Consider the following 14127-nt stretch of genomic DNA (forward strand, 5'->3'; position numbering starts at 1 on the left):
ATGACCCTCCCTCTACCTCCTGGCATTTCGTCGGCCGCATTCAAGTCAGCTTTAGAGAAATTTGGCGATGCCATTGGCAGCCAATGGGTGTTTTCGACAGATGAAGATGTAATTCTTTATCGCGATGCTTACTCACCCTTGTGGGACGATAAGGAAGAGCGGCTACCGTCCGCCGCTGTCGCTCCGGAGACTGCGGAACAGGTTCAGGCAATTGTTCGAATTGCCAATGAATACAAGATTCCGCTTTACCCCATCTCGACGGGCAAGAACCTCGGCTATGGCGGCTCTGCGCCTACTGTATCAGGCTCTGTTATTGTCGACCTGAAGCGCATGAACAAAATTATAGAAGTGGACGACAAGCGTCACTTTGCCATCGTCGAGCCGGGCGTTTCATACTTCGACCTCTACGACTATATACAGCAACGCGGGCTCAAGGTTTGGATCGATTCACCTGATCCCGGTTGGGGCAGCCTTGTCGGAAACAGCCTCGATCGCGGGTGCGGCTACACTTACGGCGGATATCGCGACCATTTTGACAGCCATTCAGGTATGGAAGTTGTTCTGCCTAACGGCGAACTTATCCGGACAGGCATGGGTGCGCTGCCGGGAGCAAAAACTTGGGCCGAATTTCCACACGGTTTCGGCCCCAGCGTGGACGGCCTTTTCGCGCAAGGGAATTTTGGCATTGTAACCAAGATGGGCTTCCATCTGATGCCTCAGCCCGATGCCTATATGTCGGGGATGGTTTATGTTCCACGTCGGGAGGATTTGATTCCGTTGGTCGACATCATCAATACGTTGGAGCATCTAGGTGTGACTGGCCAGCCACGATATGGCAGTCCATTACAGTCATTGATGGGCGAAAAGGCCTTCAGAGCTGAGGTCAACAGTAGGGCTGGTTTAACAAATGATGCTTTGAACAAGGTTGCAAAGGATCGCAATCTTGCGTCCTGGCAAGTCGAACTTCAGTTTTATGGTGCCTCTGGGGTTGTTGAAGCCAACTGGGCTTCAGCACGGTCAAAAATTTCCGCTGCAATTCCCGGCGCTCGATTCGAGGTTCTGCAACGTTATGAATTTCCACTCACGCAGGCCCAGCGTGATGCGCTTCCGCATAAGGCGGCATTTGGAGTGCCGGACCTGTCCATATTCTTCGTCGGTGCTCGTTCTAAAGAGACACCAGAGCCTGGCGATGGCTTCATGTGGTTTTCGTCAGTCATACCGAAGTCGGGCGAAGCAATTTTTGAAGCGCAAAAGGTATATCGAGCCGCCGCTTGGGACATTGGTATTGAGCCGGGAATTTCTCCTTTCAGTACGCCGAGCTCATGGTACCGAACGTTCATCCTAATTTCCGGGCTGCCGATCTCGCGATCGGACGCCAATGTTAACAAGCAAAGCCGCCAACTCTACGAAAAATATGCTCAAGCTGCTGCGGCTGCAGGTTTTGGAGAATATAGGGCACCTGCAATCTTTCATAGCATGGTGTCTGACACTTACTCGTTCAACGACCATGCGCTTCGTCGGTTCTTAGAGACTATGAAAGACACGGTCGATCCTAATGGCATTTTTGCCCCGGGCCGAGGTGGTATCTGGCCAAAGCGCTTTCGGGAGCAAAGATCATGAAACTTGTCCTGCCTATTTTTTTAGCAGTTGCCGCGCTATTTCTTGGTGCCTATTTTTGGTTTTCTCCGGACGTAACTCCTCCAGTCCGAAGGCCTATCGAAGTCGCCGCAGAATTCAAAAAAGGTCAAGAGCTGTACACATATTGGTGCGCGACATGCCATGGTGCCGGCGTCGGCGCCGAAGGGCGCTCCCAGCTTCCAGGTACTGCCGCGCTTCAAGAGAAATACAAGGGAGATCCGCCTGCTTTGCTTGAAGACCGAACAGATCTTACGCCAGAAACAATTACCTATTTTGTGAGAAACGGCATTTCAGTTATGCCACCTTACCGAAAGACGGAAATTTCTGATGCGGATCTGCAGGAGATTAATGCATATCTGACCCGCCCACGAAACAACTCCAATAAATGATTTGAGGCGTTCGTCCGGGTTAGCGAAGTTGTCCGTCCGTATGCTTTTCGTGATCAAACCAATGAATTAAACAGTCGAGAAGCGGGGCAACCTGTTGATATCACGACTGTGCTTATAGACTTGCAGTTGGCGCGGCAAAATGACAATAGTGTTGGATGACGTTGTCTGAACGAGCCGCAAAGGCGCCAACACTAAAAGATGTCGCAGCCCAGGCGGGCGTATCCTTGGCAACTGCTGGCCGGGTGCTGAGGAACGAAACTTATCCCGTTGACAAAGTCCTTGCAGAACGTGTGCGCCAAGTAGCAATCACCCTTGGTTACGTGCCGAATGTCATTGCGCGCAGTTTGCGTGGCGGCGCTCCCTCGATGGTCGGATTGATAATCGGTGATATGGTGGAGCCATATTATGCCGAGATTGCGGAGGCGATAACGCAACACGCCGAGGCGACGCACAAGGCACTCGCTATTGTGTGTAACATGCAGCGCGACCCTCTGTTGGAGCTTAAATATTGCCAGCAGCTATGGGAACATCGCGTATCTGGGCTCGTACTTGCAGGCGGGGGCTTCGATCAACAAGAGCACAAAGAGGCATTAAGGGCTTTGCTCTCCCGCATGGTCCAGTCCGGTGTGATCGTAACCGCTTTAAGCCCGAGAGATTTGGGTATCCCTGAATTCGCCGTCGACAATGTAGTGGTCGGGAGAATGATGGCTGAAGAACTGACTAAGCACGGACATCGAAAGATCGGAATTATCTCAGGTCCGCCTCAAAGCCCGGTTACTCAGTTGCGCGTCAGCGGAGCTATTGAGGCGATCGAAAAGGTTGGCGGCGAGTATGAAGTTACAAACAGTACTCTGAATCCGGGTGCGGGCGCTGCAGCGGTCGAACGGCTGGTCAGTATCCGTCCTGATCTCACGGGATTCATCGTCGGCTCAGGGTCGATTGCATTGGGTGTGATGCGGAAGCTACGTGAACTCGGCCGGCAAATTCCACGCGACGCGTCTGTCGTCACCGTCGGGAATACGCGATTGGCAGAATGGAGCGACCCACCACTTGTCACAATAGACATCCGGCTAGCTGATTGCGGTCGACAAGCCCTCGATTATATTCACAACAAGCTCAAGGGGCTTGAAGCCAAAGACGCGGTAAGCATGTCAGTCCGCGTCACGAATGGCGCATCGGTCGGCAAGCCTGCAAAGCGCTAGTCGCTTTAATACATCAATCGAAAGCTCGCGACGTTGAACAGCAAACGTTGACAGTTTTATTATTACTAGATAACGTTGTCTAATTGCGCGTGGGAGGGAGAGCCGCGGTGAACCGCAGGATGTTTCTGGGGACGGGTATTGCAACCGCTGCAGTAACAATGGCAGGCTCGGCTAGGGCGACGATTGCGCCGCGCAGGGACGCCGTAGTTGTGTTCGACACACGGTTTGAAGCTGCTAGACGCTTCGCTGCTGAAGCAGAAGCTCAACAAGGCTTGCGCACTTTCGGGTTTGCAGGAGATGCAACGACATTGTGGCATGACTGCCTGGCTAAAGCATTAAATAATGGACAAGCTGTAATTGGACTGACTGCCGGCGGCGCGCGCTTTTGCCTGCAATTGATGGCAAGTCCAGGCATCCGCTGTATCCATCACGTGACACATTCGGCTCCTACACTAACATCACAGCATGTTTGCTGGACCGGAGAAAAGAGCGTTGACCAAGAACTGCGCTGTGCACCGAGTTGGCCTGAACACGCTGCCCTAGTGGCGATAAAAAAGGCTTTTCGCACGCAAGGCGGCCCGGTCGATCCTGTAGTTTCTGGCCGATATCCCACCCATCAACTGCCTGATGAAGATCATTTGGAAAGCTGGGTCTTTGCCCCCGCTGCTGCCGCGATGCGCGGCGGAGCTCGTCTTTTTTCAGAATGGAATCGCTAATGCTGCCCCCCGGTTTCAATCAGAAACGCTTTGATGCCGTGCTCGCGCAATTCCGTGAAGCCATTGGCACTGATTGGGTTTTCTCGTCCGAAGAGGATTTGAACACCTACCGTGACTTTTATTCGCCCTATTGGGGTGAAGATAAAGAGCTCCGGGCTTCCGCCGGTGTAGCACCTGCTTCTGTCGAAGAAGTGCAGAAAATCGTGCGCATCGCCAATGAAACTGGCGTTCCGATCTATCCTGTCTCTACCGGACGGAACCTTGGCTATGGCGGATCTGCGCCCAATATGTCGGGGAGCGTCGTTGTTGACCTCAAGCGCATGAACCGTATCCTTGAGGTCAATGAAAAGCGCCATTTTGTGCTCGTTGAGCCAGGAGTTTCCTATTTCGACCTTTACCGCCACCTTCGTGACACTGGGTCAAAGCTCTGGATTGATTGTCCCGATCCGGCATGGGGCAGCCTGATCGGCAACTCGCTCGACCGCGGCGTCGGCTATACCTATGCGCATTTGCGTGACCATTTCGCCGCACATTGCGGGATGGAAGTGGTCCTACCTAATGGTGAAGTCATGCGCACCGGTATGGGCGCACGTGACGGGACCAAAACATGGCAGGATTTCCGATGGGGCTTTGGCCCTTATATCGATGGTATGTTTTCCCAGGGCAACTATGGCATCGTGACCAAGATGGGTTTCTGGCTTACGCCTGAACCCGAAGCCGGACTCAGTGTTTCTGTGGTTGCTCCGAAGTACCACGACATTATACCTTTGACTGACATCACGCTACAGCTCGAAAATGTCGGTGTGATTACAGGCCAAGTAAGTATCTCCAGCCCACTGCTTGGCGCGTTCCGCGCCAAACCTGATAAGGCGATGCGCGAGTTGATCGCCAAAAAGGGCGGCGGCACTCCGGCCGAGTTTGAGCAGATCGCCAACGGTCAAGCTTATTGGCATCAACGGATAACCTTTTTGGGTCCGAAAAAAGTAATCGAAGCACAGTGGGAATATGCCCAACGGCAATTCGCGGCAATTTCCGGCGTCAAATATCTAAATCTCCAACACTACGACTTTCCAATAAGCATGGAGCAGTTTGCGGGTCTGAAGCCTGACTTTGATAGTGATCGGCCTTCTTTTTTCGGCATCCCGACGCTGGAGGGCTTTATGCTTGGCACACGCTCGGAAACGAATCCCACTCCCACGCATGGCCACTGCTGGCTGGCCCCCTCGATTACGCGCGATGGTGAGGAGCTCATCAAGGCGCAGAATATCCTGCAGCGGGGTTTGCTGGATTATGGCATAGACACTGGTGATAACGCCCCAGTCCCCATTCCATATACCCGCTACTACCAGTTTTTCCTGCCGTTCTTCATCAGCGACGATCCTGCGGCAAATGCAAAAATGCGCGAGGGAATGGTCCGGATAATTGACCTTGGCGCAGAACATGGGTGGCTGGAATATCGCGCCCATCCGATCTTTCAGGATCAGATCATGGGTCAGTATAACTTCAATAATAATGTGCTGCAGCGGTTCCATGAAACTTTGAAGGATGCCATCGACCCCAAGGGCACCATATCGCCCGGCAGGTATGCCATCTGGCCTAAAGCCATGCGTAAAGGGAGAGCGTAGAGATGCGGAGCTCACATCTTTTTACAGCCACTTTTCTGGCCCTGACTGCATTGGCAACGACGGCTTGCCAAAATGACGTGCAGGCGAATGCAGCCACGACATCATCAACCTCTTATTCGCCTAGCAAGAAGCCTGTTGAGGCGGCGGTAGCGCAATTCGCGAAGGGCAAAACCCCAGGACAGGAGGTGTTCAACCGTAACTGCGCCGCCTGTCATGCAGATGGCGTAAAGTTTGCCGGTACTATGGCTCTTGCCGCCAAGTATGACGGATCGATCCCCGCAGCGCTGGAACAACGTAAAGACCTGACGCCAGAGATAATTCGCTATTTTGTCCGAAACGGGGTTTCGATCATGCCAGGATATCGCAAGTCCCAAATCACCGACAAGGAGTTGGATGAACTAGCGACATATCTGTCTCAAAAAACGCTGATTAACTAACCTGCCGAGGCATAAGCGCGGCGTCATAACGACCCAACTGTCCCGTAGCGCTCAAAACAACGCCTATGGACCGGAAAAAGGAGAAATAGTCATGTCACGCATCAAAGTGGGCTTTGCCGCATTCGCTCTCGCAGCTGCCGTAACGCATCTCCCCGCGTTGGCTCAAGACCCGGTGCTGAAGGCCGCTGATGCAGAGGCCCTGTTTACCAGTGCCGATCCAAAGCTGCACCGGAACAAGCAGGCGGCCTACCATATCATCCGGGATTTGTTGGAAGCTGGCCAGTGGGACCAGGCCGATCTTTGGCTGACGGAGCGCTATATCCAACATAACCCGTCTGTTACATCGGGGCGGCAGGGCATAATCGATTTCTTCACCAGGGTCCTAAAAATACCATCTAAACCAATCCCGAAAAAGACAAGTTGGCCGGTTGTCGCCGTAGTTGCAGAAGGAGATTATGTCACAGTCGCCTTTGTTCGGGAGATCAAAGATCCGGCGGATGCAACAAAAAGTTACACCACAACGGCCTTTGATATGTGGCGCTTCGTAGACGGCAAGGCGGATGAACATTGGGATGGCGCGACCCGCCCATAGTTGCTTAGCTCTCCAATCCGCATCGGCCGGAGGTTCTTAAGTCACCAACATGCACACACTGCGCGAGCTATTCCGATTTAAAGCGCACAACAGCCGTCGTCGTTTTTTTGAGATCGGCTAATTCACTCAGTGACCAGCAAGCTTTCAATGAACTTTGTGTGCAGACCCATCACATTTTCCTAATGACTTGAGTGCCCAATGATGATGTCGGTAATCCGCATAAACATTGCGCTGCGTCTATGCGCGCATAGTATGCAAGACCCGCTCGTCCGGTCTGAACTGCGCAGGCGCTCCGCCGAACCGACTAATCGATGTGCGGATTGCCTCGCAGAAAAAGACCTCAATTATAACCTGACCGATCCTAAATCTGGCGGACCGGAGCAATGCATTGCCCACCGCCGGATTCAGAAAACATTAGGTTGATGAACTTCGATAACTTGACCGTCGGGATCGTGGAGAAACACTTGATGCCAGCCAGGGATCGCCCAGCAGCCATAATCCGAATAACGGATTCCGAGTTCATCGCAACGGCGCATAAAGCCCTTAATGTCATCCGTACGGAAGCAAAAATGTCCGTGGCCCATCGGGTTGACAAACTGCTTCATTTTGAACCCGGTGTCTAGGTCGCGTTCTGCCCAGTGGAACTCGATATCGCCATCGGTCAGGAAGTCGACTTTGCCAGTGTAGGCGCGATCTTCACGCTCACGACTGACAACAGTGTGCTCCGCGTCGTTAATAGTGCCGAGTTCGAACAGCTGCTTATAAAATGCAGTCAGTCGAGGAAGGTTGTCCGTGCAAAGGTTCATGTGATGGAACTTAAACTTCATAATTCAATCTCCCATTTATCTCAATCGCATGCGGTCGAGACCGACTTTAAAAGTCAAATTTTCAATCCATTGGCTGACCATCACAAACCTTTCGGAACCCGAAATCCTGCTCGACTGAGTCATCCAAGCTCAATCGTCATACGGCTTGCGTCGTTCAATATCAATGCGTATATGAACAATATAATGCAAAAATGAAACTGTAAGTTTGCAATATCTAGAGAAATTGGTGCTAAAATAATGGAGCAACAGGTGGGGGATTATGAAGAGTCGATAGATCGTGGCGTACCGCAAGTGCTGGAGGTTCAAGAAATTGCATCGCTTTCCATGCTGGGAAAGATTGCTGCGATGCTGGACATCGAACCAACGCTATTCCTCCAAGGCGAGGCTTTACCAAGAGGCTGGCACTTTGCACTGTTGCCCTCAAGTGCGCAGCGTTCGCAGCTTCGGGGCGATGGTTTTTCCGGACTTGGCGTGCCCATTCCGGATCTTGGTCTGCCACGGCTGATGTTAATTGGACGCAGCGTGGAATATCTGAACGATCTCATCATCGGTGATGTAGTGGTTCGTCGCAGTTTTATTCAGAGCATTGATCACAAGGGCGAGCAGGACCGCCCACGCGCGTTGGTCAAGGTTTGCCATGAGCTACATGGTTCCGCACAATCCGTGCCGGACGTATGCGAGACACAGACCTTCATGATGATGCCTGAAGGAAAGGGTTATCAATCTTCGCAAAGTCCAGTTCAAGAGGTGAACGGTGACATTATTCGGCAAATCACGCCTGATGCCACACTCTTATTCCACTTTTCAGCCTTGGGCTTTAACGCGCATAAGATCCACCTTGATAGGGATTATGCCCGCAACGTTGAAGGTTTTCCTGATCTGGTGGTCAATGGTGGGCTAATCGCACTGCTGGTTACGGAATTCGTGCGTATTGATTTAGGACGGACAATCCTCTCTCTAAATATCAAATATCAATCGCCTCTTTTTTGCGATCGACCTGCTACGTTAGTCGCTACGGTCGAGGAAGGTGGAGCTCATCCGCCAATATGGCAAATCAACGTTTATGATGACCGCGGAAACCTCGCAGCCCAGGCAAAGGTTGGTACAATATGACTTTTCAACCCCTATCCGGCGTTCGCGTGCTCGATTTGACTAGCGTAGTCGTCGGACCGGTGTGCACCGGTCGTTTGGCGCAATATGGCGCAGAGGTTATCAAGCTGGAAAGTCCGGAAGGAGACTTGATGCGCGGCTTAGGTGGGGCATCACCAACGGGTCAACATTCAGGAACCTATCTCCATCTTAACCGCGGAAAGCGCAATTTGTGCTGCGATCTAAAACATCCCGAAAGCCGAGAAATTCTGGCGCGGCTAGTGGCAAGTTGTGACGTTATTGTTGCTAATATGCGGCCTCAGGCCCTCGAAAGGCTGGGGTTGGATGCAAAGACGATCCGCAGTCTGGCGCCGGATAAAGTCTATTGCCTGATTACGGGATATGGCACCGACGGTCCTTATGCAGGCGAGCCGACTTATGACAGTGTTGTTCAAGCGGCTTCCGGAATCACGGGTCTCACACTCGCGCGTGACGGCAGCCCTGCCTATGTTCCGCTGGTGATTTGCGATCATATCGTCGGCGAAATTGCGGCCGGGGCTGTGATGGGCGCGGTCATGCAGCGGCAGATGACAGGTGAGGGCGCAACGTTGGAAGTTCCGATGTTTGAAACGATGGCCAGTTTTGTGATGCAGGAACATCTGGCGCAACAGAGTTTCGATCCACCAGTCGGTCCAGCGGGTGATCAACGACTTTTAAGTCCGCACAACAAACCGGTTGAAACCGCAGATGGCTGGATATCATTCACGGTCAACACAAATGCCCAGGTGTCTGCATTCCTGAGGGTTACCGGGCGCGACCATTTGATTGATGACGCCCGGTATAACTCGGTCGCTTCACGCGCGCGCAATGTCCGTGAATGGTTTGAAATACGAGGGGCGCCCCTGACACAGAAAACCACAGCTGAATGGCTAGAAGTATTTGCGGTTGCCGACATCGCAAGCAAGCCATGCCACACGCTCGAAACATTGCGTAAAGATCCACATTTGAACGCAGTAAAATTGTTCGTTGAGGACAGTCATCCGACCGAAGGTAAGACCGTCGCAATAAGGTCCCCCATCCGCGTCGATGAGGGTGTCATGGCAATGCCCGATTTTGCACAGCCCAAAGGTTGGGAAACAAGACAGGTCCTAGCCGATCTGGCGTACGACCAAAGTGAAATCGAACAACTGATTTCAAACGGAGCCGCGATTGTTACCCGTTAATTTCCAAAATTAGGATGTTGTTATGAGCTTAAGTAGGATTCTGGACGGAAAAGTCTGCATCGTGGTTGGCGCGTCATCGCCAAAAGGGATCGGCGATGCAACGGTGCGCATGCTTCTGGATCACGGCGCGAAGGTGGTCGCCGCAGGCATCGTGATGAATGACGATATTATAGCACGGCTTTTGTCGGGCTGCACCGACTCTGAAATTCCGCGGAGCAACATTGATGGTCAGATATGCGACATTACCGATTTTGGGCAATGCCAAGCGTTGATGGAAGCTGTGGTTGACAAATTCGGTAAGGTAGATTGTCTCGTCAACTGTGCCGGTATCGTTGAAGGATGCGCATTTAGCGAAATTAGTAGTGACAAGTTTGATCGCATGACAAACGTTAATCTCAAAGGAACCTTCAACCTGTGCAAAGCTGCGCTGCAGGTATTCGAGCGGCAAGGTCACGGCAACATCGTCAACCTGTCATCTTTGGCGGCGCAACGTGGGGGTGGCTTGGCGGGTGGCGCGCACTATGCCGCTTCCAAAGGTGGCGTAATAAGCCTGACGAGGTCGATTGCGCGTGAGTATGGCCCGATGAATATCCGCGCGAACATTATCTGCCCAGCAATGATAGACACGGAAATGCTCGATGGATTTTCGGCCAAACGCCAAAACGAAATTGTAGAGTCAATTCCACTGAGGCGCGTTGGATTGCCAAGTGAAGTGGCAGGCACTTGCCTCTTTCTAGCTTCGGACCTTAGCGGGTTTATCACTGGCGCGACTATTGATGTGAATGGCGGCGCGCACATTCATTAAGTCGCAACTAAATGTTTGCCTTTACTTTTGGGTGCGGCGACTGCGTGGCGCTGGTGTCGGCGAAAAATCAATCGGGGGCTGCGTATGGGGAGTATCCGGGTCGCCGCCCATCCGCAGACAAAGTGCTTTAGCAGCTAGCCCTAACGCCTTTTCTACATCTTCAATGGTTCTACGGTCGACAAGATCGATGCGATCCGCATATGGAACGCTGATCGCCGCAATCGCGTGACGCTGGGAATCGAGGATCGGAAAACTGATTGCATGCATTCCCCGAATTTGTGTGCTGACAGCGGATTCGAAGCCCTTCGTTCGGATCGAATCTAGCTTCTTGTCGAGATTTGATACGATATGATCCGGGCGACGACGCAGCGCTTCCTCAATCATTAAGCTTCGCGTTGCATCATCTTGAAAAGCAAGTAGGACGCGTCCCGAAACGGAGACTATAACATCAAGTTCTGATCCTAGGCGAATGCTATATCCCATGCTGCTTGGGGATTCGATTTTGGCAATTACGATCTGCCGTCCCTGACCATAGACGGTCAGGTGACAGGATTGTTCGATATCGCTGGCTAGTTTTTGCATGATTGGCCGCGCTTCCAAAAGAAGACGATGCGTTGGCGGGTTGATTTGGGCCAGTTCGAATAGTTTAGTTGTGATGTAATAGCTGTCGCCAACTTGGGCGATGTAATTTCGTGCAGCCAGACTTGCGATCATACGGTAAAGCTCGCCAACGGTCCTCCCAAGCTCGGCAGCGATCTGTTTCGGCGTCAGGGGTGCTTCAGCTCTGCAAAGCAGCTCTACGATGTCGAGCCCTTTGTCCAAAGCTGGGGCCGCATACTCCTTGGGTTCGCTATTTGGATTTTTGGTTCTCGCCACGCTATTCCTCCTGATAGCTATCTTTATAATCTGCTCTGCTGCTCGCATCCAGAAATTCTACTATGTATTTAGTAGCTCATTACAGCATCTCCATCGGAAATCTTCTAAATCGTTTTGCAGAATTTTGTTCAGCGAGCTTCGTTGGCAAATGCGCAGACTTAAGTAAAAATCTGCGCTTCAGACGCCCGCCTTCCTCTAAGTCGAAAGTTTTCAATGCACATTCGCAATTAAGAATGCATATATGGATTGTCAATCTGTTCGCCGATGAGTAGCTATGGAGTCACAAACGCGAACGCAATCACCCTCAGTTGAGTTAAGTATCTCAATCTAGTGGCTGAGTAATCGGAAGCATAATAATGGCTGACATAATCTTCGTTGCGGGAAGCTGGCACGGTGGATGGTATTATGCCAGCGTCGTGCAACAGCTTCGCGATGCCGGGCACCGCGTTTGTGCAGTGACGTTGTCCGGGGTCGCCGAGCGCCGTCATCAGTGCAGGCATGGTGTAAATCTCCAAACCCACATCGATGATGTTCTTGCGGCAATCGAAATGGAAGAAATGGAACACCCCATTCTTGTCGCGCATAGTTACGGCGGCATGGTCATTACCGGCGTTGCAAGCCAAGCGATCGGAAAGATCCGGGCTTTAGTCTATCTTGATGCGGTCGTCCCGCAAGATGGTCAGTCACAATGGCAGCTGTTGCCACGAGCTTTGCAGGACTATTTCCTCAGCGTTTGCAATGACGGGCTTACGCTTGATCCGCCAGAGGAGCTCGATAGACGCACGTCGCCCCATCCCTTTGCTACATTTTTACAGAAACTGAGCGTGCCTGAGGATGCGTTCGACGTTGAATATAAAAGCTTTGCATGGGCCGAACTCAATCCAGATGGCGTATTCAAGCAATTCCACGATCGCCTTGTCGAAACACCGGGTTGGCATGTCAGCCGCATCCCATGTGGTCACGATCTGATGAATGAAGCGCCAGAAGCGGTGCTCAACGCCACGTTGGAGGCGATCCGGAGTACCGAAGGTAGACCCGAATGACTTGCGCCACCGCATTACATTGGGGTTCAATAAAAGCTGCCTTGCGTTCAGGTTTAACCGAACGTCGGTGCCAATGTCTCGGAGCATCCGTAAGAAACGTCCACCGCATGATTTGCTATAACGGCGACCGAGTATCAATCGCGAAATGCTGGTCGATAAGGCATTCGCTCGATGCACATCGGCCAAGGTATAAGGCGATTGCTTGGCCCGGTTCGGGCTTGAGCTTTTATGGAACTTCTTCCGCTTGTTGATTGGAGAACAATATGACCATGCGTAAACTAAGCTGCCTCGTACTATTCTCTTTCGCACTGATGTCTTCCAATGCGGAAGCGAAGCCCGGCGCTAGTTCGCCTGCGGTAGAAAGGAACGTTGCAGAAGCCCTCGACCCATATGTCACTGACCAGAAATTGGCGGGTTATGTGACTGTGCTAATGAAAGACGGCAGACGCGTTGCTACCAACGTCCATGGTTATGCGGATATCGACACTCGCCGTCCGATGACAAAAGATACGATTTTCCGCATTTACTCAATGACTAAGCCGGTCACCGGTGTCGCGCTGATGATCTTGCATGACCAAGGAAAATGGAAGTTTTCCGACCCTATTTCGAAGTTTCTGCCGGAGCTTGGAAATCTAAAGGTTTATGAAGGTGTAGATGCGGCTGGTAATTTGATTTCCCGTCCAGCGGCCTCCCAGCCGACGATGGGCCAACTTGTCACGCATACCGCCGGGTTTCTCTATGGGTTTGGTCCCACTCCTGTTGACCGAGAGTATCAAAAGCACGTTCCATTGATTCCAACTGCAGTAGAAACATCAACATATCTGGCTGGGCTGGCCAAAATTCCGTTGGCGTATGAACCCGGCACGCAGTGGCAATATAGCATTGCGATGGACCTGGAAGGCATAATAGTCGAACGGCTGAGTGGAAAATCCCTCCAAGCATTCATGAAGGCGGAGATCTTCGATCCGCTGAAAATGGTAGATACTGACTTTATCGTACCGCCCTCGAAAAGAGACCGCTTTGCTTCACTTTACGATGGGCAGAGCGGCAAGTTGATGGCTGTAACGACGGGACCTTTTGCTGATACTTATGCCACTACACCAGTGACTGCATCCGGAGGGGGTGGGTTGGTTTCTACGGTGGATGATTATGCCCGCTTTGCCAGCATGTTGCTGAATGGCGGAACGCTGAATGGTCGGCGGATCTTGTCAAAGCGCGCAACCAAGACAATTATGACCAATCGATTGTCGCCTGCTTTGATCAACGGGCGCTTTGGCATTGGCATCCAGCAAATCAGGCCTGGCTATGAATATGGCGTCAATGGAGTCGTTGTAACCGATCCAGCAAAGGCAGGGGTGGCTATGGGTAAAGGAAGCTATCTATGGGATGGCGCAGCCGGGACGTGGTTTTGGGTTGATCCAGCCAACAAGATCGTTTTCGTTGGGATGATCCAGCGACTTGCAGCAGAGGGCGGACCGAATGTTCAAGTCGCCTCCCAGCGTGCTGTGGCAGAAAGTATTGCTCTAGGTCGCCGTCAATAAGAATTGCTCCTTGTCGCGTTGTTATCAGCATAAACGCTGGCATGTTGAAATCACTTGGCAACGAGCCGGTCAAGATCGGTCGGCTGTCGCGGCGGCGGATAAGTCGCCTCTATTTGGGCAGCAT

Annotated in this window: 14 protein-coding genes; 12 read left to right on the forward strand and 2 right to left on the reverse strand. The window is 52.1% G+C overall.

The genetic code is table 11. The features are described 5' to 3' along the window. From EUU25_RS00735 to EUU25_RS00765, 7 genes are all read left to right on the forward strand, one after another. Complete coding sequence (locus EUU25_RS00735; protein ID WP_158897570.1) at window positions 1-1620, forward strand: FAD-binding oxidoreductase; 1620 nt, start codon at window positions 1-3, stop codon at window positions 1618-1620. Continuing rightward, window positions 1617-2027 carry a c-type cytochrome gene (locus EUU25_RS00740; protein ID WP_158897571.1) on the forward strand — a complete coding sequence of 137 codons (411 nt, stop codon included), beginning with the start codon at window positions 1617-1619 and terminating at the stop codon, window positions 2025-2027. The genes EUU25_RS00735 and EUU25_RS00740 overlap by 4 nt, the downstream gene beginning before the upstream one ends. Before the next feature lie 155 nt (window positions 2028-2182). Next, on the forward strand, window positions 2183-3229 hold the full coding sequence (locus EUU25_RS00745; protein ID WP_158897572.1) for a LacI family DNA-binding transcriptional regulator: 1047 nt from the start codon (window positions 2183-2185) through the stop codon (window positions 3227-3229). Window positions 3230-3336: 107 nt separating this feature from the next. After that, window positions 3337-3945, forward strand: coding sequence for a hypothetical protein (locus EUU25_RS00750; protein ID WP_158897573.1), 609 nt, complete (start codon window positions 3337-3339; stop codon window positions 3943-3945). Next, window positions 3945-5570, forward strand: coding sequence for an FAD-binding oxidoreductase (locus EUU25_RS00755; RefSeq protein ID WP_158897574.1), 1626 nt, complete (start codon window positions 3945-3947; stop codon window positions 5568-5570). The genes EUU25_RS00750 and EUU25_RS00755 overlap by 1 nt, the downstream gene beginning before the upstream one ends. 2 nt (window positions 5571-5572) lie before the next feature. Continuing rightward, a complete protein-coding gene (locus EUU25_RS00760; protein WP_158897575.1) occupies window positions 5573-6007 on the forward strand; it encodes a c-type cytochrome in 435 nt (144 codons plus the stop codon). Between the two features lie 91 nt (window positions 6008-6098). Then, a complete protein-coding gene (locus EUU25_RS00765) occupies window positions 6099-6599 on the forward strand; it encodes a nuclear transport factor 2 family protein (protein WP_158897576.1) in 501 nt (166 codons plus the stop codon). Between the two features lie 404 nt (window positions 6600-7003). On the opposite strand, the gene EUU25_RS00770 is transcribed toward EUU25_RS00765, so the two are convergent. Continuing rightward, complete coding sequence (locus EUU25_RS00770) at window positions 7004-7426, reverse strand: VOC family protein (RefSeq protein ID WP_158897577.1); 423 nt, start codon at window positions 7424-7426, stop codon at window positions 7004-7006. 237 nt (window positions 7427-7663) lie between these two features. On the opposite strand from EUU25_RS00770, the gene EUU25_RS00775 reads away from it, so the two are divergent. From EUU25_RS00775 to EUU25_RS00785, 3 genes are read left to right on the forward strand one after another with little or no spacing between them, the layout of a single operon-like run. Next, complete coding sequence (locus EUU25_RS00775) at window positions 7664-8539, forward strand: HTD2 family dehydratase (protein ID WP_158897578.1); 876 nt, start codon at window positions 7664-7666, stop codon at window positions 8537-8539. Then, window positions 8536-9738: a CaiB/BaiF CoA transferase family protein gene (locus tag EUU25_RS00780; RefSeq protein WP_158897579.1), complete on the forward strand. Its 1203-nt coding sequence runs from the start codon at window positions 8536-8538 to the stop codon at window positions 9736-9738. The genes EUU25_RS00775 and EUU25_RS00780 overlap by 4 nt, the downstream gene beginning before the upstream one ends. 22 nt (window positions 9739-9760) lie before the next feature. After that, window positions 9761-10543, forward strand: a complete 783-nt coding sequence (locus EUU25_RS00785) for an SDR family NAD(P)-dependent oxidoreductase (RefSeq protein ID WP_158897580.1) — start codon at window positions 9761-9763, stop codon at window positions 10541-10543. Between the two features lie 21 nt (window positions 10544-10564). Here the strand turns inward: EUU25_RS00785 and EUU25_RS00790 are convergent, their stop codons facing one another. Beyond that, window positions 10565-11419, reverse strand: coding sequence for an IclR family transcriptional regulator (locus tag EUU25_RS00790; protein ID WP_222848816.1), 855 nt, complete (start codon window positions 11417-11419; stop codon window positions 10565-10567). Between the two features lie 356 nt (window positions 11420-11775). On the opposite strand from EUU25_RS00790, the gene EUU25_RS00795 reads away from it, so the two are divergent. Together EUU25_RS00795 and EUU25_RS00800 are read left to right on the forward strand one after the other, a co-directional pair. Next, complete coding sequence (locus EUU25_RS00795; RefSeq protein ID WP_158897582.1) at window positions 11776-12462, forward strand: alpha/beta fold hydrolase; 687 nt, start codon at window positions 11776-11778, stop codon at window positions 12460-12462. 263 nt (window positions 12463-12725) lie between these two features. Beyond that, window positions 12726-14003, forward strand: a complete 1278-nt coding sequence (locus EUU25_RS00800) for a serine hydrolase domain-containing protein (RefSeq protein ID WP_158897583.1) — start codon at window positions 12726-12728, stop codon at window positions 14001-14003. Window positions 14004-14127 lie beyond the last annotated feature (124 nt).

This window comes from Sphingorhabdus lacus, from assembly GCF_009768975.1.
Taxonomy (GTDB): domain Bacteria; phylum Pseudomonadota; class Alphaproteobacteria; order Sphingomonadales; family Sphingomonadaceae; genus Sphingorhabdus_B; species Sphingorhabdus_B lacus.

Coding starts and splice junctions, on each gene's coding strand:
- EUU25_RS00735 (WP_158897570.1), top strand. CDS start 1: ATGACCCTCCCTCTACCTCCTGGCATTTCGTCGGCCGCATTCAAGTCA.
- EUU25_RS00785 (WP_158897580.1), top strand. CDS start 9,761: ATGAGCTTAAGTAGGATTCTGGACGGAAAAGTCTGCATCGTGGTTGGC.
- EUU25_RS00775 (WP_158897578.1), top strand. CDS start 7,664: ATGGAGCAACAGGTGGGGGATTATGAAGAGTCGATAGATCGTGGCGTA.
- EUU25_RS00770 (WP_158897577.1), bottom strand. CDS start 7,426: ATGAAGTTTAAGTTCCATCACATGAACCTTTGCACGGACAACCTTCCT.
- EUU25_RS00780 (WP_158897579.1), top strand. CDS start 8,536: ATGACTTTTCAACCCCTATCCGGCGTTCGCGTGCTCGATTTGACTAGC.
- EUU25_RS00755 (WP_158897574.1), top strand. CDS start 3,945: ATGCTGCCCCCCGGTTTCAATCAGAAACGCTTTGATGCCGTGCTCGCG.
- EUU25_RS00760 (WP_158897575.1), top strand. CDS start 5,573: ATGCGGAGCTCACATCTTTTTACAGCCACTTTTCTGGCCCTGACTGCA.
- EUU25_RS00795 (WP_158897582.1), top strand. CDS start 11,776: ATGGCTGACATAATCTTCGTTGCGGGAAGCTGGCACGGTGGATGGTAT.
- EUU25_RS00740 (WP_158897571.1), top strand. CDS start 1,617: ATGAAACTTGTCCTGCCTATTTTTTTAGCAGTTGCCGCGCTATTTCTT.
- EUU25_RS00800 (WP_158897583.1), top strand. CDS start 12,726: ATGACCATGCGTAAACTAAGCTGCCTCGTACTATTCTCTTTCGCACTG.
- EUU25_RS00745 (WP_158897572.1), top strand. CDS start 2,183: ATGACGTTGTCTGAACGAGCCGCAAAGGCGCCAACACTAAAAGATGTC.
- EUU25_RS00765 (WP_158897576.1), top strand. CDS start 6,099: ATGTCACGCATCAAAGTGGGCTTTGCCGCATTCGCTCTCGCAGCTGCC.